The sequence below is a fragment of the Pseudotenacibaculum haliotis genome (assembly GCF_042684245.1).
Taxonomy (GTDB): domain Bacteria; phylum Bacteroidota; class Bacteroidia; order Flavobacteriales; family Flavobacteriaceae; genus Polaribacter; species Polaribacter haliotis_A.
The window spans coordinates 160,218-178,935 of the sequence record NZ_JBHULH010000008.1; the positions used below are offsets into that span (position 1 = coordinate 160,218).

At 35.7% G+C, this 18,718-nt stretch carries 15 protein-coding genes and 4 tRNA genes; 15 read left to right on the top strand and 4 right to left on the bottom strand.

Features of this window, described 5'->3' with window-relative positions:
* Positions 1–64: 64 nt before the first annotated feature.
* The 4 genes from ACFSRZ_RS12580 to uvrA are packed head-to-tail and all read right to left on the bottom strand — an operon-like array spanning position 65 to position 7,767.
* The gene (locus ACFSRZ_RS12580) at positions 65–2,881 is read right to left on the bottom strand and encodes an aminopeptidase (RefSeq protein WP_379666919.1); all 2,817 of its coding nucleotides are present in this window, start codon (positions 2,879–2,881) and stop codon (positions 65–67) included.
* Entirely contained in the window at positions 2,882–4,207 is a 1,326-nt protein-coding gene (locus ACFSRZ_RS12585; RefSeq protein WP_379666920.1) for a T9SS type A sorting domain-containing protein, read from the bottom strand.
* A 3-nt stretch (positions 4,208–4,210) separates the two neighbouring features.
* Complete coding sequence (locus ACFSRZ_RS12590; RefSeq protein ID WP_379666921.1) at positions 4,211–4,918, bottom strand: LOG family protein; 708 nt, start codon at positions 4,916–4,918, stop codon at positions 4,211–4,213.
* 26 nt (positions 4,919–4,944) lie between these two features.
* Positions 4,945–7,767 carry an excinuclease ABC subunit UvrA gene (gene uvrA, locus ACFSRZ_RS12595; protein WP_379666922.1) on the bottom strand — a complete coding sequence of 941 codons (2,823 nt, stop codon included), beginning with the start codon at positions 7,765–7,767 and terminating at the stop codon, positions 4,945–4,947.
* A gap of 165 nt (positions 7,768–7,932) precedes the next feature.
* On the opposite strand from uvrA, the gene ACFSRZ_RS12600 reads away from it, so the two are divergent.
* The 15 genes from ACFSRZ_RS12600 (at position 7,933) to tuf (ending at position 18,715) form a co-directional block, all read left to right on the top strand.
* A complete protein-coding gene (locus tag ACFSRZ_RS12600; RefSeq protein WP_349552780.1) occupies positions 7,933–8,160 on the top strand; it encodes a PspC domain-containing protein in 228 nt (75 codons plus the stop codon).
* Positions 8,157–9,155, top strand: coding sequence for a potassium channel family protein (locus ACFSRZ_RS12605; RefSeq protein ID WP_379666923.1), 999 nt, complete (start codon positions 8,157–8,159; stop codon positions 9,153–9,155). Before ACFSRZ_RS12600 ends, ACFSRZ_RS12605 begins: the two co-directional genes overlap by 4 nt.
* Positions 9,155–10,051: an SDR family oxidoreductase gene (locus tag ACFSRZ_RS12610; RefSeq protein ID WP_379666924.1), complete on the top strand. Its 897-nt coding sequence runs from the start codon at positions 9,155–9,157 to the stop codon at positions 10,049–10,051. Before ACFSRZ_RS12605 ends, ACFSRZ_RS12610 begins: the two co-directional genes overlap by 1 nt.
* An 84-nt stretch (positions 10,052–10,135) precedes the next feature.
* Entirely contained in the window at positions 10,136–11,737 is a 1,602-nt protein-coding gene (locus ACFSRZ_RS12615; protein ID WP_379666925.1) for an alanine/glycine:cation symporter family protein, read from the top strand.
* A gap of 49 nt (positions 11,738–11,786) precedes the next feature.
* Entirely contained in the window at positions 11,787–12,674 is an 888-nt protein-coding gene (locus ACFSRZ_RS12620) for a ComEA family DNA-binding protein (RefSeq protein ID WP_379666926.1), read from the top strand.
* 20 nt (positions 12,675–12,694) lie between these two features.
* Positions 12,695–13,861: an acyl-CoA dehydrogenase family protein gene (locus ACFSRZ_RS12625; protein WP_379666927.1), complete on the top strand. Its 1,167-nt coding sequence runs from the start codon at positions 12,695–12,697 to the stop codon at positions 13,859–13,861.
* Between the two features lie 171 nt (positions 13,862–14,032).
* Positions 14,033–15,418 (top strand): alpha-amylase, encoded by a 1,386-nt coding sequence (locus ACFSRZ_RS12630; RefSeq protein ID WP_379666928.1) that lies wholly within the window; start codon positions 14,033–14,035, stop codon positions 15,416–15,418.
* A gap of 89 nt (positions 15,419–15,507) precedes the next feature.
* Positions 15,508–15,705 carry a 30S ribosomal protein S21 gene (gene rpsU / locus ACFSRZ_RS12635; RefSeq protein WP_379666929.1) on the top strand — a complete coding sequence of 66 codons (198 nt, stop codon included), beginning with the start codon at positions 15,508–15,510 and terminating at the stop codon, positions 15,703–15,705.
* A gap of 91 nt (positions 15,706–15,796) precedes the next feature.
* Positions 15,797–16,696, top strand: coding sequence for a tyrosine-type recombinase/integrase (locus ACFSRZ_RS12640; protein ID WP_379666930.1), 900 nt, complete (start codon positions 15,797–15,799; stop codon positions 16,694–16,696).
* Positions 16,693–17,001 (top strand): HPF/RaiA family ribosome-associated protein, encoded by a 309-nt coding sequence (locus tag ACFSRZ_RS12645; protein WP_379666931.1) that lies wholly within the window; start codon positions 16,693–16,695, stop codon positions 16,999–17,001. Before ACFSRZ_RS12640 ends, ACFSRZ_RS12645 begins: the two co-directional genes overlap by 4 nt.
* A 97-nt stretch (positions 17,002–17,098) precedes the next feature.
* A tRNA-Thr gene (locus ACFSRZ_RS12650) sits at positions 17,099–17,172 on the top strand.
* Between the two features lie 29 nt (positions 17,173–17,201).
* Positions 17,202–17,284, top strand: a tRNA-Tyr gene (locus tag ACFSRZ_RS12655).
* Between the two features lie 21 nt (positions 17,285–17,305).
* Positions 17,306–17,378, top strand: a tRNA-Gly gene (locus tag ACFSRZ_RS12660).
* 19 nt (positions 17,379–17,397) lie between these two features.
* Positions 17,398–17,470 (top strand) — tRNA-Thr (locus ACFSRZ_RS12665).
* Positions 17,471–17,530: 60 nt separating this feature from the next.
* The gene (gene tuf / locus ACFSRZ_RS12670) at positions 17,531–18,715 is read left to right on the top strand and encodes an elongation factor Tu (RefSeq protein ID WP_379666932.1); all 1,185 of its coding nucleotides are present in this window, start codon (positions 17,531–17,533) and stop codon (positions 18,713–18,715) included.
* Positions 18,716–18,718: the final 3 nt, after the last annotated feature.

Genomic DNA, 18,718 nt, shown 5'->3' on the forward strand with positions numbered 1-18,718 from the left:
AATTTAATCTATCATTGAATAATTCGCAAAAAATCAGGCTGTAAAAGTTGTTTTATTGTGAATTCTATAAAAAACCTCTTCTAAAAAAGTTAAATATGGCTCTAGGGTTCAATTGAAGAACAAAACGAATCTTACTTGGATACGCACTTTGTCCTATTTCCCAGCCATTGTTTGAGTAAAGAGGGAAGTAAAATTCGAAGATATTATTGATAAAATTAAAGCGAATACCATTTTCATATCCAAAGAAAACACGATCGCCTCTGTTTTTAAGGAAAGCCACATCATTATAAAATTCTAACCATCTCCAAAGTCCAATACTGGAATTGAATGATACCAAGAATTGATTGGCGAATCGCTCTTCTAAAACGGATTTAAAACCACCTTCGGCTAAAATGAATTGTTGACTGAAAATACCGGAATCTTCCGATCTACCTATGTAGTTCAGCTCAAATAAATAATCGTTTGCTCTGTCTAATCCAAAGCTAAAGAAATCAGAATCTGTTTTATTGGTTAAAAATACTCCTGTATACAATCTGAAATCTAATTGCCTGTTTTTGGCTGTTAACTTACGGTATCTTACTTCACCGATAGCTTTCGAATACTCGCTACCAATTTCGGTTCCTACAGAGTAAAGAAACCCTCTAATGATATCGGGTTTGTTATAGAGATAACGTAGTTTAAAGATGCTATACTTATCGGAATCCGTTCGTGAAGCACCGGGAACTAACTCTCTGTTGATGTTAAGCAATCTGGCTTGTAAAAAACTGGTTCCAACATCGCGTAAGCTCTTTCTGCGGAACTCCATAGTAACAGCTTGATTGAAGGTATTGTATGATAGATCTTCTGTATAGTGCAAGTTGCTACCGGATATGGAGTAAATGATTCTATTGATCTTTGAATCTTCGAAATACTGAGTATATCTAGTTGTAAAAGTTCCGTTTAAAGAAGTACTTTTTGTTCCGTACAAAGGTGTTATGGTAAATTGTAAATCTCTATTCAGGATAGGCTTGTTGTGTATTTTGAGACCTAATAAAAGGCCATCATAGAAATTGTATTTTACCTGAGGTTGTACGTATAGTTGATGATAATAAGGATCATCAATGTCTTTAAAAAGCTTAAATCGTATGGGCTTGTTTAAGATATTCTTTCCAATTTTTTTCCAGTTGTCTAGAGAGTTAAATTCCGGGTAAGAGTTCTCAAAATTTAATGAGACACGGTCAAAATCTCCTTTTGGAATGGCTACAGTCTTTACACTATCGATGTCTTCTAACCATTTTTTGAATTTGACCTTTCTGTCTTTTACTCCATACAAAGCAACCGGAGCTGTAATGTTTCTTTTATTCTTAACAGTTACATATATAGAATCATTTTTTTCAACAGCTTTTTTTATGGTGTAATCGATGTCTTTGTCTGTATTCAAGTAATCGCCAAAAAACCATGTAAGATCTTTAGGAGTTTTAGAAGCTACGATCTTTCCAAAATCATCACTTGTAGAATGTTTCAAATTGTTTTTTAAGTAAAATTCTTGAAATGATTGTTTGATAATAGTGTCGCCTATGTAGTCAGATAGGTAACGTAATCCTAAACCGGCCTTGTATTTGTTTACGATTTTACGATTGAAATTTGATAAGGAATCTGATCGTGTTGTGAGCGATTGATCTAGAAATTGTCGCGCACTAAACTGATATACAAAAGGGTACTTGTCGTTAAAAGAAAGTTTAGAAAAGTTGAAGCCTCTGAACCCCCATATTTTAGCGACATTTCCTGCTAGTTTGATCTCTGGATAATAGTGTGATACATATTCCATCATCAAATAAGTCTGCAATCCGTCTGTGAGCCAATAATCCTTTCTTCTGTCAAGAAGAATGGTATTTTCTATATACTTCTTAGACATGGCTTTCAACATGGTCAAATCCCATTCAAATACATCGGGGAATGGCCTGATGAACCTAGGTAATTGATTGAGGCCATAAATGGGGTTCTTACTTTGAGTTATTTTATCAATAAACATCTCTTTATGCGGATATTTTCCTAAATATTGTTTGATAAAGAGTAATTGTCTGTTAAGAATGTCTGTACTGAGCTGTTGATTGATGGTTTTCTTGTGGAGGTCAGTAACAATGTTAATATCGGTTGTTTTAAAGGATTTAAAGTTGTTTTGAGTATCGATACTCAGTAAAACATCTGTTTTGTTTTTCCCTACCAATAAATATTCGTTGTAAGCTCCTTTTGGCGTTTTATACTCGTAAAGATTAGAGCTCAGGTAGTAATACTTTGGGAGCGTTAATCGTACTTCGTAATCAGTAACGTTGGTTAGAAGGTCATCCATGTTCAGGTTACTCATGATCTTCCATTGCTTGTCTTTAAAAACAGCAGGAACCAAATACCAATATCTAAGATGATATCCTGTTCTGGTTCTTCCATATCCGGTAAAACTAGCATTGGGAACCTTTATGTCGTAAGTAACAGAGATCTCAATAGACTTCTTAGGGTGTAAGGGCTTGTTTAGGAGTATTTTTACAACATCAGTTTGATCGTCTTCAAGCTCTAAAAAAGAAACAACTTCAAAATCAACAGTAAGGTTGTTTATATCTGTGTAACCACGATCTCTACTTTTTGCAAAGTATAATGATTTGTCGTAATCCTCGATTAATCTTTTGGAGAGTGGAGACTTTTTACTCCTATAGCCATTAGCCCAATTGTGTAGGTAAACCTCAGTTAAAGTAGAGTCGGAATTGTTGGTAAAGACAATTCTTTCTTTGATTCTTACAATATCCTTTTCGTCATTTAACTGCGCTTCAATAAATATAGCATGTTCTTGTCCGTAAACTTGAACAAAAAAAAGCAACAGAAAAAATGGTATGGATAATAATCTCTTCAATTAAATCTTTACGAACTTTAGAGGTCTACTCAAATTTTGTGCCGTAAGATAATAAATCCCTTTAGAAAGATGTTGAACATCAATCGTTAAAGTGGGTTCGAATTGATTTTTTGTGTCAACTGATTTGATCAATTGCCCGTTCGTGTTGTATATGTAAAACTTATTAATCGTATTATCTTGACTTAATGTCAATTCCAAAGAGTGATCAATAATGTTAGATTTTAAAAACTGTACTGATTGCGTGTAATTCTCTGTAGACAAGGTGTTCTGAGGTGTTTCAATCTCCATAACAACCGGTAGGTGATCACTTACTTGGATCAAAGCATCTCGTAAACTTTGAGAATATGTTCCTGAACATGCAGGATCATTAATAGCACCATTGTAACAATTGGTGTTATTTCCAATTGATTGGTAACTATCATTCACATAGAAAAGATCAGAACTGGTACTGAAATTTTCAGACATCATAATAAAATCAAATCGATCATCTAGCCCTCCTGTAGATCCACTTGTGTCAATCAAACCGGAGTTAGAAGTTCTAGTAGATTGTGTGTGAATATCAGAATATGTACTGTTTCTCCAAAAATAAGTCGAAGAAGAACTGTAAAAGGTAAAAGGATCTGATACTGACGGGTTATTGGGAAAAGGTTCTGCTGGTCTGTTGATAGGGTCTATCATTACGATTTTGTTTCCACCATCGATCAAACGTTGATAACCTTCTTCGTTGCTGGTGTAGAAATTAAAATCACCTGCAAATAACACATAACTGGTTTCAGGAATATCATTTAATGAAACAACAAAATCTTCTACTGAAGCCAATCTCCTCTGCCTGTTACTGGCACCAGTAGAAGCTTTTAAGTGAGTAACAAAAACTTCTAATTTGATTGGGTCTGTTGCAACGTTGACAGTATTGATCTTAAATGTATAGTGATTGATATCTCTTGTATCTGCTTGAATAACTCTGCTGGATTCTAAAACTAACTTTTTAGAATTATAATACACCATTTGTTGTAAACTAGATCCTCCTGATTGGTTAATTTGAAAAGTTGCTTTCTCAAAATCAGTATTATGAGGGGCAATGGCATTGGTAAACATATAGTTTGATCCGGCTTCATTTACCAACTCACAAACCATAAACAAATCTGGGTTCACTTCGTCTAAAACAGTTCTTAAAAAAGGTGTTTTATCTTGACTTACTGTAGAACTTGAATAGTTGAGCAAGTTGTACATCATTGCTTTGATCCGGGTTTGACTAAAACCTTGAAATACGAGCAGCGCAAATAGAAAGAACAAGACTGTTCTTTTACAGAATCTATGTAAAATCATAATTTAGAAGTTCGGTTTTAAGCTGTATTTCGCGTAGAATTTATTCAAGTGCTCAATTGCTTCATCAGCAGTATCAACAACTCTGAATAATTTTAAGTCTTCAGGACTTATGTTTCCTTCAGCTAGCAAAGTGCTTTTTACCCAATCGAGTAAACCACCCCAAAACTCCGAACCTACCAAGACGATAGGGAATCTTCCAATTTTCTTTGTTTGAATTAATGTGATCGCTTCAAAAAGCTCATCTAAGGTTCCAAAACCTCCCGGCATTACAATAAATCCTTGCGAGTATTTTACAAACATAACTTTTCTTACAAAGAAATAGTCGAACTCAAGATTCTTGTCACTGTCTATCCAAGGGTTGTCGTGTTGTTCAAAAGGAAGTTCAATATTCAATCCAACTGAAACTCCATTTCCACGATGTGCACCTTTGTTACCGGCTTCCATAATTCCAGGACCCCCCCCGGTAATTACACCATATCCGTTTTGAGTTAACTTAAAAGCAACTTCTTCGGCTAATTCGTAATATTTTTCTCCTGGTTTGGTTCTTGCAGATCCAAAAATAGAAACACAAGGCCCTATTTTACTAAGTTTTTCGTATCCGTCAACAAACTCAGACATGATCTTAAAGATCGCCCATGAGTCGTTCGTTTTTATTTCGTTCCAGGTTTTTTGTTGTAGTTTTTCTCTTATTTTTCTATCGTCATTCGTCATATTCAATAAATTTTATGATAACAAAGTTAATGCAATTCCTTTTCTAAAAACTTTGCAGTATAACTTTTTTTGTTCTTAATTATTTGTTCCGGGGTTCCTGTACAAAGTACTTGACCTCCTTTTTTTCCACCTTCCATTCCAATATCAATAATATGATCTGCCAATTTAATAACATCCATATTGTGCTCGATGATCAAAACGGTATTCCCTTTGTCTGCTAATTTGTTCAAAACTTCCATTAAAACACGAATATCTTCAAAATGCAGTCCGGTAGTCGGTTCATCAAGGATGTAAAATGTATTTCCGGTATCTCTTTTTGAAAGTTCTGAAGCTAATTTAATTCTTTGTGCTTCTCCTCCTGACAACGTGGTGGATTGTTGCCCAAGAGTAATATAACCCAAACCTACATTTTTGATGGTTTTTAGCTTGTTGTATATTTTAGGAATGTGTTCAAAGAAATCAACTGCCTGATTGATGGTCATTTCTAAAATATCTGAAATAGATTTCCCTTTGTAACGAATCTCTAACGTTTCTCTGTTGAATCGTTTTCCTTGGCAGGTCTCACATTCAACATGAACATCCGGTAAGAAATTCATTTCAATTACTCGAACTCCTCCTCCTTGACAAGTTTCACATCGTCCTCCTTTTACATTAAAAGAAAAACGCCCGGGTTTATATCCGCGAATAGAAGCTTCCGGTGTTTTTGCAAACAAACTTCTGATCTCGCTAAAAACCCCTGTATAGGTTGCAGGGTTAGAACGAGGCGTTCTACCAATAGGAGATTGATCGATATCAATTACTTTATCAACATGCTCAAGACCTGCTACTTTTTTATAAGGCATAGGTTCTTTAACAGCTCTGTAAATATGCTTGTTTAAGATAGGGTACAGTGTTTCATTGATCAATGTAGATTTACCACTACCGGAAACTCCGGTAACACAGATCATCTTTCCTAAAGGAAACTCAGCAGAAACATTCTTTAGATTGTTGCCGGTAGCACCAGAAATTTTAATGGTTTTTCCATTTCCGGATCTTCGTTTTTTAGGTACCTCAATCGCTTTTCTTTCAGCCAGGTAATCAGCCGTTAAGGTTTCATGTTTTTTAAGATCTTCAAACGAACCTTCACTAACAATTTCACCTCCGTGTCTTCCTGCACCGGGTCCGATATCTAATACAAAATCGGCATGCTCAATCATATCCTTATCGTGCTCAACAACTAGAACAGAATTCCCGATATCTCTCAGTTTCACGAGCGAGTCAATCAGTTTTTGATTGTCGCGTTGATGTAATCCAATACTAGGTTCATCTAAAATATATAGAACACCTACTAATTGAGAGCCAATTTGAGTAGCCAAACGAATTCGTTGTGCTTCTCCACCGGATAAAGATTTAGATGTTCTGTCTAGAGTTAAATAATCCAATCCTACATCCAATAAGAATTGTATGCGTGTTCGGATTTCTTTTAGAATCTCTGTGGCAATGACCAATTGTTTTTCTGACAATCTTTTTTCAATATCAGTAAACCATTCAGCCAATTCTAAAATATCAAACTTAGCAAGGTCGCTAATGTTCTTATGATCTATTTTAAAATGTAAGCTTTCTTTCTTTAGTCGGTTTCCATCACAAGTAGAGCAAGTAACTTCGTCCATAAATCCTTTTGCCCATCTCTTGATAGAGGAACTCTCGCTATGTTTGTATTGATTCTCTATAAAAGATACAATACCTTCAAAGTCAATTTCGTAGTTACGTGTGATTCCCATAGCCTTTGACTCAACCGAAAACTTTTCGTTCCCTCCTTGTAGAATAACCTCTAAAGCTTCTTTAGGAATAGATTTTATAGGATCACTCAACTTAAAATTATAGCGTTCAGCAATCAATTGCAATTGCTTAAAGATCCAACTGTTCTTTTGTTCACCAAGAGGAACAATACCGCCATTTTTAATGGATAGAGTATTATCTGGAATTACTTTGTTGAAATTGATCTCATTGGTAATTCCCAATCCATTACAGTTTGGGCAAGCTCCTTTGGGAGAGTTGAATGAAAATGTATTAGGTTCCGGATTTGGGTAAGCAATTCCTGATGTAGGGCACATTAACTCTCTACTAAAATATCTCGGCTTTTTATCGTCTACATCAATCACCATCAAGATATTATTTCCTGTATAGAGCGCGGTTTTAATGGTTTCTTCTAAGCGCTTTTCAGCATCTTTGTTTACCGCCAAACGATCAATCACCACTTCTATATCATGGGTTTTGTATCGATCTAATCGCATTCCTTTTTCGATCTCTACGATTTCACCATCTACTCTGGCTCTTACAAAGCCTTGTTTGGATATTTGCTCAAATAACTCTCTGTAGTGTCCTTTTCTTGATTTGATAAGTGGAGCAAGAACGGCAATTCTTTTTCCGTCAAACTCAGATAGAATCAGGTTTCGTATCTGCTCATCGCTATAGCTTACCATTTTTTCTCCTGTATTATACGAATAAGCATCTGAAGCTCTGGAGAATAAAAGTCTTAAGAAATCATAGATTTCTGTAATTGTTCCTACGGTAGATCGAGGGCTTTTATTGGTGGTTTTTTGTTCGATAGAAATCACGGGAGATAAACCGTCAATTTTATCAACATCAGGACGCTCCAGCCCACCTAAGAATTGTCTTGCATAAGCAGAGAACGTTTCGATGTAACGTCTTTGACCTTCAGCATAAATAGTGTCAAATGCCAAAGATGATTTACCACTACCGCTCAAACCTGTTACAACAACAAGTTTTTCGCGTGGGATTTTAACATCAATATTCTTTAAATTGTGAGCTCTGGCTCCGAAAACCTCAATATATTCTTGATCTTTCAACGTAGGTAAAATTCAGAAAAACGCAAAGTTACAGAATACTAAGTGAGTAGCAAAGTGGATGAGTGGCAAAGTTAATAAGTAAACAGTTGATAAAAATGGTTGAACTTTCAACCATTGTTGCTTTGCAACTTTTAACTTTTGAGTATCTTGCATAAAATTTAACTAATGAGTTTTGTACATTCCGTTCGGCATTTTTTTGAAAGACATGGGTACCATGTTTCTTCTCGATTGGCAGATCGTTTGGGAATGCGAGCACTGAATGTTAGGTTGTTTTTCATTTATATTTCATTTGTAACAGTAGGGTTGTCGTTTGGATTTTATTTGACCTTGGCTTTTTTGTTGAGGCTTAAGGATATGGTTTATACAAAACGAAGCTCTGTTTTTGATTTATGAGAAGAATCTTTAGATCAAAATTGCGAAATGCCTTAGGGCTTATAGTATTGGTGTTAGCCATTGGTGTAGCAGGATATATGTTGATGTCTGATTACACTTTTATTGATGCCTTATACATGACTGTGATTACAATCTCTACGGTAGGGTTTGGTGAAATAAACCCATTGAATGAACAAGAGAAATTATTCACAGTATTTTTAATCACAACAAGTATTGTAAGTTTTGGTTACACAGTATCTGCTTTTACAGAATACATTGTTAGCGGCCAGTTATTTCAACAAATAAAATTGAAGAAAGTGCAAAAAAGAATCGAACAATTAAATGGGCATACCATTATTTGTGGTTTTGGAAGAAACGGAAAACAAGCCATGGTAAAGCTTACGAATTACAAGCAAAAGTTTGTGATTATTGAGAAGAGTGAAGAGGTGATCAATAATATTGAAGGAGAGGTTTTTAGTGTGCATGGCGATGGTACTACGGATGAGGTTTTAAGAAGAGCAGGGATTGAAAGAGCTGCAAATCTGATTACAGCATTGCCTTCTGATGCAGATAATTTATTTGTGGTGTTATCTGCACGACAATTGAATAAAGATTGTAAGATCATCAGTAGAGCTTCTAACGAAAGTTCCTATGACAAATTAAAAATAGCAGGAGCTAATAATGTGATTATGCCGGATAAATTAGGTGGAGATCACATGGCTTCATTAGTGGTAACTCCGGATGTTATCGAGTTTGTTGGTAGACTTACAATTGAAGGAGAAACGACTGCAAACTTGGAAGAGATTTCGGTAAATGACCTTCCTGATAAATACTTGAACAAAACCATTTTAGATTTGGATCTTAGAAAGAAAACAGGGTGCACTGTTATTGGATTCAAAGCACCGGATAGCAGTTATATGATCAATCCGGAAGCATCGGTAGAACTACAAAAGGATTCCCATTTGATCGTCTTGGGAAGACCTGAACAAATATCAAAACTGAGAGAACTTTTTTAATGAAGATTGCAATTACGGGGAGCAACGGACTATTAGGACAGTCCTTATTGAACTTACTTTTAAAAGAACCTGAAACATATAAGGTTTACGGACTTTCGAGAGGAGAGAATAGAAGTGGAAGAGATGATTTTGAATATGTGAGTATTGATATTACCTCTGAACAAGACTTGAGCGATTGTTTGTTAAATATACAGCCTGATTTTATCATAAACACAGCAGCAATGACAAATGTTGATGCTTGTGAAGATCATAAAGAAGAATGCGATCTTTTAAATGTAGAAGCAGTTAGATATTTAGCAGAGATTTCTGAAAAAATAAATGCTCATCTTATCCATATCTCAACAGATTTTATTTTTGATGGAACACAAGGATATTACAAAGAAACAGACGAGGCAAACCCTTTGAGTTATTACGGTTTGTCTAAGCTTCGATCAGAAGAGATTTTGTTGAATTCTTCTATTGATTTTACTATACTCAGAACAATTTTAGTCTATGGAAAAGTATTTGATATGAGTAGGAATAATATTGTTTTATGGGTAAGATCAATGTTGCAAGACAAAAAAGAGATTACCATAGTTGATGACCAATTTCGCATGCCTACCTATGTAGAAGACTTGGCAATGGCTTGTAAGATAAGTATAGACAAAAGAGCGAAAGGAATCTTCAATATTTCAAGTAACGAATTGTTGAGTATCTATGAAATAGCACAACAGATTGCAGATGCTTTTGAATTAGACAAAGAGCTGATCAAACCAATTTCCACATCAACACTAAATCAAAGAGCCCCAAGACCACCCAAAACAGGGTTCAATTTATCAAAGACAAACAACGAGTTAGGGTTTTATCCAAAATCATTTAGAGAAGATTTACAGAGATTTAAACAAACCCTAACCTAAAAATTACTTTTAACGCTCAAAAGTTGTTCGGAGTACAATTTTTTATGATATTGCGAGCTACTAATTCTAAAACTAAAGTTTCTCATGAAGAAAAAACTTCTCTCACTACTATTGTTAGTAGTTCCCATGTTAACGTTTGCACAAGAAAAAGGACTAGATCAACAGATTGATGAAGCTTTTCAACCCGTTTCTGATTTTTTTAGCAGTGTTATTTTCTTTCAAATTGCAGGTACACCTTTTGTATTGATTTTATTAGTGGCGAGTGCCGCTTTTTTTACGATCTACTTTGGGTTTCCAAATATCAGACACTTTTGGACAGCTATAAATGTTGTTAGAGGGAAGTATGATCATGTAGATCACCACTCAGCTGGAGATCCTGCTTTGGCGATTGATGGAGATATTAAAGGAACAATTGAAGATGAAAGCAAAGATGGAGAGGTTTCTCACTTCCAAGCTTTGGCAACAGCAGTTTCTGGAACTGTAGGAAATGGAAATATAGCTGGTGTAGCATTAGCTATTGCATTAGGAGGTCCAGGTGCAACATTTTGGATGATCATTTGTGGATTATTAGGAATGTCGACAAAGTTTGTAGAGTGTACTTTAGGGGTACAATATAGAGATGTAGGAGAAGATGGGACTGTATATGGAGGCCCTATGTATTATATTAGTAAAGGATTGAAAGAAAAAGGGTTTGCGGTATTAGGAAAAATAGCAGCAATTTTATTTGCTATTTTCTGTATCGGAGGTTCTTTTGGAGGTGGAAATGCAGCGCAATCTAACCAAGCAACTATTGTAATTAAAGAAATGTTTGGGTGGGACAGTACAGCTGCCGGAGCTATTGTAGGAGTAGTATTAGCAATACTAGTAGGAATTATTATTATTGGAGGGATTAAGAGAATTGCTTCAGTAACGGAAAAAGTAGTGCCTTTTATGGCAGTATTATATATCCTTGCTTGTCTGTACATTTTAGGGTCGAATTTCTCTTTAGTAGATGATGCTATCAGCTTAATTGTAAAAGAGGCATTTAATCCAACAGCTATTGGTGTAGGTAGTGTAATTGGAGTTTTATTAGTAGGTTTCCAAAGAGCTGCTTTCTCTAATGAAGCAGGAGCTGGATCTGCATCTATTGCTCACTCGGCAGTAAAAACTAAATACTCAGCTTCTGAAGGGTTGGTTGCTTTATTAGAACCTTTCATTGATACAGTAGTAATCTGTACTATGACGGCCTTGGTAATCATTATCTTTAATTTTGGCGGTGGAGACGGAGCTATATTTCAATATGGAGGAAATGGAGAAGGAGCAGTTTTAATTGATGGAGTTGCTTATGAAGGAGCTGGAATTACATCACAGGCATTTGCTCAATATATTCCATATTCTGATATATTCTTAACAATTGCTGTAGTTTTATTTGCTGTATCTACTATGATTTCTTGGTCATACTATGGATTACAATCTTGGAAATTTTTATTCGGTAGAGGAAAAGCAGCAGATATTACGTATAAATTATTATTCTTATTGTTTGTAGTAATTGGAGCAGCAGCAAGTATGAAGTCTATCTGGGCGTTCTCAGATGCAATGATCTTTGCAATGGTATTCCCGAATATGGTAGGGTTATACTTCTTGTTCCCGGTTGTGAAAAAACAATTGAAGAGATATATGGATGCAATAAAGACCAGCAAAGCTTAATTGCTAGTCTTTATTTCAGGTTAACTTATCGGCGCTAAGAAAAAGAAAAATGAAAAAATTGAAATCCCATTTCTGGTATACAAAAAACCAACGAAATGGGATTTTACTTTTACTAGGGTTTATCTTGATAATACAAGGAGCTATTTATTTTATAGATTCTCATGTGTTTAAAGAAGTAGACGTAGAGAGTACAAGAGTATTAGCCTATCAGCATGAAATTGATAGCCTGAAAGTAATAGCACTAGAGAGAAGAAAACCTAAAATTTATCCTTTTAACCCCAACTTTATAACAGATTACAAAGGGTATCAAATAGGCATGTCGACTCAAGAGATAGATCGACTAATGAATTACAGAAGCAAAGATCTCTTTGTTAACTCATCAAAAGAATTTCAGCATGTAACCAAAGTTTCTGATAGTTTGTTAAAGGTTATTGAGCCTTATTTTAAGTTTCCGGATTGGGTAAAGAAGAAGAAAAAAAAGAAACAGCGAGAAAAGAGATTTGATCACACAGTAAAGAAAGATAAGAGTATTGTTTCTACAACTGATTTAAACCTGGCAAATGTTAATGATCTATTGTCTATTGAAGGAGTTACTGATGCTCTGTCAGAACGAATCATTGCCTACAGAACAAAACTACAAGGATTTTCGGTAGAAGGACAACTATTTGAAGTTTGGGGATTGAATAAAGATCTTGGAAAAGAAATTCTTGAAACATTTTCTATAGTAACACGCCCAGTTATAAAGAAGATTAATGTCAACACAGCTTCATTTAAAGAAGTTTTACGAATTCCTTATATAGATTATGACCTTTGTGTAAAGATTTTTGATTTTCGCGACGAAGTAGCAGAGCTTCAATCTATTTCTGAATTGAAGCAGATAGAAGGATTTCCCCTAGATAAATACGACAGAATAGTCTTATATTTGTTAGCTGAATAAACAAACAATAATATCGTTTAATGAGTAATATGTATTTTACTGAAGAGCACGAAGCCTTCAGAGAAAGTTTTCGAGATTTTTTGCAGAAAGAAGTAGTTCCTCATATTGATAAATGGGAAGAGACAGGAATTATTGAAAGATTTATTTGGGATAAGTTTGGAGAAATGGGATACTTCGGGATCAGCTATCCTGAAGAATATGGAGGCCTAGACTTAGACATTTTCTATATGGTAATCTTCTTGGAAGAGCTTCAAAAAATCAACTCAGGAGGATTTGCTGCAGCAATGTGGGCGCACGCTTATTTGGCAATGACGCATATTAATAAAGAAGGAGACGAAAGAATCAAACAAGAATATTTGACTCCGAGTATATCAGGAGAAAAAATAGGTTGTCTTTGTATTACAGAGCCTTTTGGAGGTTCTGATGTAGCCGGAATGAGAACTACTGCAATTAAAGAAGGAGATCATTACATCATTAACGGATCTAAAACATTTATCACTAATGGTGTTTATTCTGATTATTTAGTGGTAGCAGCTAAAACAGATCCGGATTCTAAACATGCCGGAATGTCAATTTTTGTAATTGATAGAGATACTCCGGGAATTTCATCAACCAAACTAGATAAGTTAGGGTGGAGAGCATCAGACACAGGAGAGATTGCATTTGACAATGTGAAAATTCCGGCTGAGAATTTGATGGGAGAAGAAGGGAAAGGATTTCCATACATCATGCAGCATTTTGCTTTAGAAAGATTGGTAATGGGTATTAATGCACATGCCAGAGCAGAATATGCAGTTGATTATGCAATTCAATACATGACCGAAAGACAAGCTTTTGGAAAGACATTAGACAAATTCCAAGCATTAAGACATAAAGTAGCAGAAATGGCAAGCCAGGTTGAAATGTGTAAAGAATTCAACTATTCAATTGCTAAAAGATTGAACGACGGAGGATATGTAGTAAAAGAGGCAAGTATGTCTAAACTACTTTCTACAAAGATGGCTGATGAAGTTATTTACGAGGCCCTTCAGTTATTAGGAGGGTATGGTTATATGGAAGAGTATCCTATGGCAAGGTTGTTAAGAGATAGTAGATTGGGACCTATTGGAGGAGGAACTTCAGAAATCTTAAAAGAGATTATCGCAAAAATAGTAATTGATAAGAAAGAATATAAGCCAGCTACTTAAGTAAGAGTAGAAAAGAAAAATAAAAGAAAAAGCCTGCTAAAATAGCAGGCTTTTTCTTTTAAAGTGCTGTTTTTGAGAAGTTTTCAACAACGAAATCGGTTTCGTTGATTTGTTTTTTTGGGAAGGGGAGGAAATATTAGTAGTCTTATATGAATTTAAAAAATTAATATTATGACACCCTCTAAAAAATGGTATAAGTTCATTATACCAATCGTACTTGTATGTTTCGGTTGTACAACCGAAAACTTTGAAGAGAATGTAGGTTCTCAATCACTAACCAAACAAGAAAATTTTACAACATCTAGAGCTGGTCTGAAATCTATTGGATCAGGAGTGATGATGCAAGCTTTTTACTGGGATGTTCCGGCAGGAGGAACCTGGTGGGATACTGTAGAAGGAAAAGTTCAGGATTGGAGCAATGCCGGAATAGATGCTATTTGGCTACCTCCGGCTTCGAAAGCGCAAAACGGAGCTTTTTCTATGGGTTATGATCCATTTGACTATTACGACTTTGGTCAATACAATCAAATGGGGAGTGTAGAAACAAGGTTTGGTTCGTTAACTGAATTGCAAAACCTTATCTCAAGTGCTCACAATGCACAATTAAATGTCATTGCAGATATTGTGATCAACCACAATAGTGGAGGTGATAGTGAAGTAAATCCGGTAAATGGACAGAGTAATTGGACAGATTTTAATCCGATGTCAGGAAAATTCTTTAGATCTTATAATGATTTTCACCCTAATGGAATTCATAATAACGATACAGGAGTTTTTGGAGGCTTTCCGGATCTTTGTCACCACCAGACCTATGTGCAGGATTGGTTATGGAAGAAAACAGAATCTGTAGCCAAATATTACAGAGATAGTATTGGGTTTGACGGATGGCGTTTTGATTATGTAAAAGGATTTGAGCCTTGGGTTGTAAAAGACTGGAAAAATGAAGTTGGAGGATTCTCTGTTGGTGAATATTGGGACGGAAATGCTTCAACCTTGGATTGGTGGACAGGGCAAGCAGAAGCAAGTGCTTTTGATTTTGCTTGTTACTATGCTATGGATGCTGCTTTTGACGGAAACGATTTGAATAGATTGAATGATGATATGCTTTGGAAACGAAACTCTATGAGAGCAGTTACGTTTGTAACCAATCATGATACAGATGAAATATATAATGGTAAGATGTTGGCTTATGCCTATATTCTAACTCATGAAGGATACCCGACTATCTTTTACAGAGATTATGAAGAATGGTTGAACAAAGAAAGGTTGAATAACTTGATCTGGATTCATAATAATCTGGCTGGTGGTAGTACCAATATATTATATACAGATAATAATGAGTACATCGCTAGAAGAAATGGATACAACAATGCCGGATTAATTGTCTATATCAACAACGCAGATTACTGGCAAGAAAGATGGATCGAGACAAATTGGTCAAATACACAAATCAAAGATTATACAGGGCACTCTAACTGGGAGCCTACAACACAAGGAGGGAAGTGGGTAAAGATTCAAGTACCGCCAAAAAGTTACTCAGTTTGGGCTCCTAAATAATTCTAACTTAAATAATTGTTAGTTTGTAAATAGTTCGTATCTTTGCAGTCCAATTTTAAAAAGACGACATTGAAAGGAGGTGCTAAATTATGTTAATCATTCCAGTTAAAGAAGGAGAGAATATCGATAGAGCTTTAAAACGTTTCAAAAGAAAATTTGATCGTACGAAAACAATGAGAACATTGCGTGAGAGAAAGCATTTTACAAAGCCATCTGTAGCAAAGAGAGCTCAAAAGATCAAAGCGTCTTATATCCAAAGATTAAGAACACAAGAAGAAGTTGGATAGACTTTTTCTAACCGAATAAACAGACCCGTATCAGATGATACGGGTTTTTTATTGCCTGCATTTTGTTAACTTTGATTTGCTAACAAAATATATGGATCAAATAGAAGCTTTTTTAGAGTATCTCTCTCTGGAAAAAAAATACTCAGTTCATACGGTTACGGCTTATAAGAATGATCTTATTTCTTTCCGTGACTTCTGTGAAACACATTATGACGAAGAGTGTATAAATAAGGTACATTACTCTCAGATAAGATCGTGGATTGTAAGCTTGGTTGATGATGGTATCTCTAATAGAACGATTAATAGAAAGATAAGCTCATTAAAAACCTTTTACAAATATCTTCAGAAGACCAAACAGATTTTAGTAAACCCTTTGGCCAATCATAAAGCATTAAAAACTTCAAAAGAGATTCAGGTTCCGTTTTCTGTGAACGAAGTAGAGAAAGCAATTTCTGAAATAGAATTGGATGAAACATTTGAGGGAGTTCGAGATAAATTAATGCTAGAGCTTTTTTATTCGACAGGAATGAGAAGAGCTGAGCTGATCAATTTACAGTTAGACTCTATAGATTTCTCAAGGAGCATGATTAAAGTGCTGGGGAAGAGGAATAAAGAACGGTTTGTTCCTCTGCTGCCAACGGTGCAAAAAAGCCTGGAAAAATATTTGAAGGAAAGAGAGAATTTGCCTGTAAAAAACAATCATTTATTCCTTACTCAAAAAGGGAACAAAATTTACGAAACACTTGTTTATCGTGTAATAAATGGTTACTTTAGTAAAGTTTCTTCTAAAGTCAAAAAGAGTCCTCATATTCTAAGACACTCTTTTGCTACTCACTTATTAAATGAAGGAGCAGATTTAAATTCGGTTAAAGAATTACTAGGGCATTCAAGTTTAGCCTCGACCCAAGTTTATACTCACAATAGCTTGGAGCAAATAAAAAAAGTGTATAACCAAGCTCACCCTAGGAGCGACAAAAAACAGGATTTATGAAAGTATATACGCAATCAATCAATTTCAACGCTTCTGCAACATTATTAGACTTTACTCAAAAGAAGGTTGAATCACTTACAAAGTTTCATGACAAGATTGTAGACGCAGAAGTTTTTTTCAAATTAGAGAACTCTAGTGACAAGGAAAACAAAATTACAGAGATCAAGATCAATATTCCTGGAAATGAATTGGTGGTGAAAAAACAATTCAAAACCTTTGAAGAAGGGGTAAGTACAGCCGTAGAGTCCTTAAAAAGAAGACTTAAGAAATCGAAAGAGAAATTAAGGGATTCTTTGGTGTCATAAAAAGCATAAAAAAAGAAGACAAAAAGTTTTAGAAATAAAAAAAACTTTATACATTTGCAGTCCGTTAGAAATAACGGATTGTTTTTTTATAAAAACAGCCGATATAGCTCAGCTGGCTAGAGCAGCTGATTTGTAATCAGCAGGTCGTGGGTTCGAGTCCCTCTATCGGCTCAAGTTCATTAAAATAGTAAAGTTTTTTCGGGGAGATTCCAGAGCGGCCAAATGGGACGGACTGTAACTCCGTTGTCTTTCGACTTCGCAGGTTCGAATCCTGCTCTCCCCACTAAAACTTTAAGATGAAATTGCGGGAGTAGCTCAGTTGGTAGAGCGTCAGCCTTCCAAGCTGAATGTCGCCGGTTCGAACCCGGTCTCCCGCTCAAAAAAAATCCAACAACAGCCGGTGTAGCTCAGTTGGTAGAGCGCATCCTTGGTAGGGATGAGGTCACGGGTTCAAGTCCCGTCATTGGCTCTGTTTTGAAATGTAAATTATACACTAAATATATTTAAAGAAGATTAAAATTAAACAATCATGGCAAAGGAAACTTTTGATCGTTCGAAACCACACTTAAATATTGGTACTATCGGACACGTAGATCACGGTAAAACTACTTTAACTGCTGCTATCACAAAAGTTTTAGCAGAAAAAGGTCTTTCTGAGGTGAGAGATTTCGATCAAATCGATAACGCTCCGGAAGAAAAAGAAAGAGGGATCACTATTAATACTTCTCACGTAGAGTATCAAACTGCTAACCGTCACTATGCACACGTTGACTGTCCAGGTCACGCGGATTACGTTAAGAACATGGTAACGGGTGCTGCGCAAATGGATGGAGCTATTTTAGTAGTTGCTGCTACTGATGGACCAATGCCACAAACTCGTGAGCACATCCTTTTAGGACGTCAGGTTGGAATTCCACGTATCGTTGTTTTCTTAAACAAAGTTGATATGGTTGATGATGAGGAGTTATTAGAGCTTGTTGATATGGAGGTAAGAGAATTACTTTCTTTCTATGAGTACGATGGAGATAACGGTCCTGTAATTGCTGGTTCTGCTTTAGGAGCTCTTAACGGAGAAGCTAAGTGGGTAGACACTGTAATGGAATTAATGGAAGCTGTAGATTCATGGATCGAGGAGCCATTAAGAGAAGTTGATAAAGATTTCTTAATGCCAATCGAAGATGTATTCTCTATTACTGGTCGTGGTACTGTAGCAACAGGACGTATCGAAACTGGTGTAGCTAACTCTGGAGATGCTGTTGATATCATCGGTATGGGAGCTGAGAAATTAACTTCTACTATTACTGGAGTTGAGATGTTCCGTAAGATCTTAGATAGAGGTGAAGCTGGAGATAACGTAGGATTATTATTAAGAGGTATTGAGAAGACTGACATTAAGAGAGGAATGGTAATCTGTAAGCCAGGTTCTGTAACTCCACACGCTAAATTCAAAGCTGAGGTTTATATCCTTAAGAAAGAAGAAGGTGGTCGTCACACTCCATTCCACAACAACTACCGTCCACAGTTCTACGTACGTACAACTGACGTAACTGGTAACATTAACTTACCTGATGGAGTTGAAATGGTAATGCCTGGTGATAACTTGACAATTACTGTAGACTTGATTCAACCAATTGCAATGAACGTTGGTTTACGTTTCGCTATCCGTGAAGGAGGTAGAACAGTTGGAGCTGGTCAGGTAACTGAAATTTTATAATAA

What these genes read in the sequence shown, in the direction of transcription:
- ACFSRZ_RS12625 (WP_379666927.1), top strand. Translation starts at nt 12,695, where the DNA reads ATGAGTAATATGTATTTTACTGAAGAGCACGAAGCCTTCAGAGAAAGT.
- rpsU (WP_379666929.1), top strand. Translation starts at nt 15,508, where the DNA reads ATGTTAATCATTCCAGTTAAAGAAGGAGAGAATATCGATAGAGCTTTA.
- ACFSRZ_RS12645 (WP_379666931.1), top strand. Translation starts at nt 16,693, where the DNA reads ATGAAAGTATATACGCAATCAATCAATTTCAACGCTTCTGCAACATTA.
- tuf (WP_379666932.1), top strand. Translation starts at nt 17,531, where the DNA reads ATGGCAAAGGAAACTTTTGATCGTTCGAAACCACACTTAAATATTGGT.
- ACFSRZ_RS12620 (WP_379666926.1), top strand. Translation starts at nt 11,787, where the DNA reads ATGAAAAAATTGAAATCCCATTTCTGGTATACAAAAAACCAACGAAAT.
- ACFSRZ_RS12630 (WP_379666928.1), top strand. Translation starts at nt 14,033, where the DNA reads ATGACACCCTCTAAAAAATGGTATAAGTTCATTATACCAATCGTACTT.
- ACFSRZ_RS12600 (WP_349552780.1), top strand. Translation starts at nt 7,933, where the DNA reads ATGAGTTTTGTACATTCCGTTCGGCATTTTTTTGAAAGACATGGGTAC.
- ACFSRZ_RS12605 (WP_379666923.1), top strand. Translation starts at nt 8,157, where the DNA reads ATGAGAAGAATCTTTAGATCAAAATTGCGAAATGCCTTAGGGCTTATA.
- ACFSRZ_RS12585 (WP_379666920.1), bottom strand. Translation starts at nt 4,207, where the DNA reads ATGATTTTACATAGATTCTGTAAAAGAACAGTCTTGTTCTTTCTATTT.
- ACFSRZ_RS12640 (WP_379666930.1), top strand. Translation starts at nt 15,797, where the DNA reads ATGGATCAAATAGAAGCTTTTTTAGAGTATCTCTCTCTGGAAAAAAAA.
- ACFSRZ_RS12615 (WP_379666925.1), top strand. Translation starts at nt 10,136, where the DNA reads ATGAAGAAAAAACTTCTCTCACTACTATTGTTAGTAGTTCCCATGTTA.
- ACFSRZ_RS12590 (WP_379666921.1), bottom strand. Translation starts at nt 4,918, where the DNA reads ATGACGAATGACGATAGAAAAATAAGAGAAAAACTACAACAAAAAACC.
- ACFSRZ_RS12610 (WP_379666924.1), top strand. Translation starts at nt 9,155, where the DNA reads ATGAAGATTGCAATTACGGGGAGCAACGGACTATTAGGACAGTCCTTA.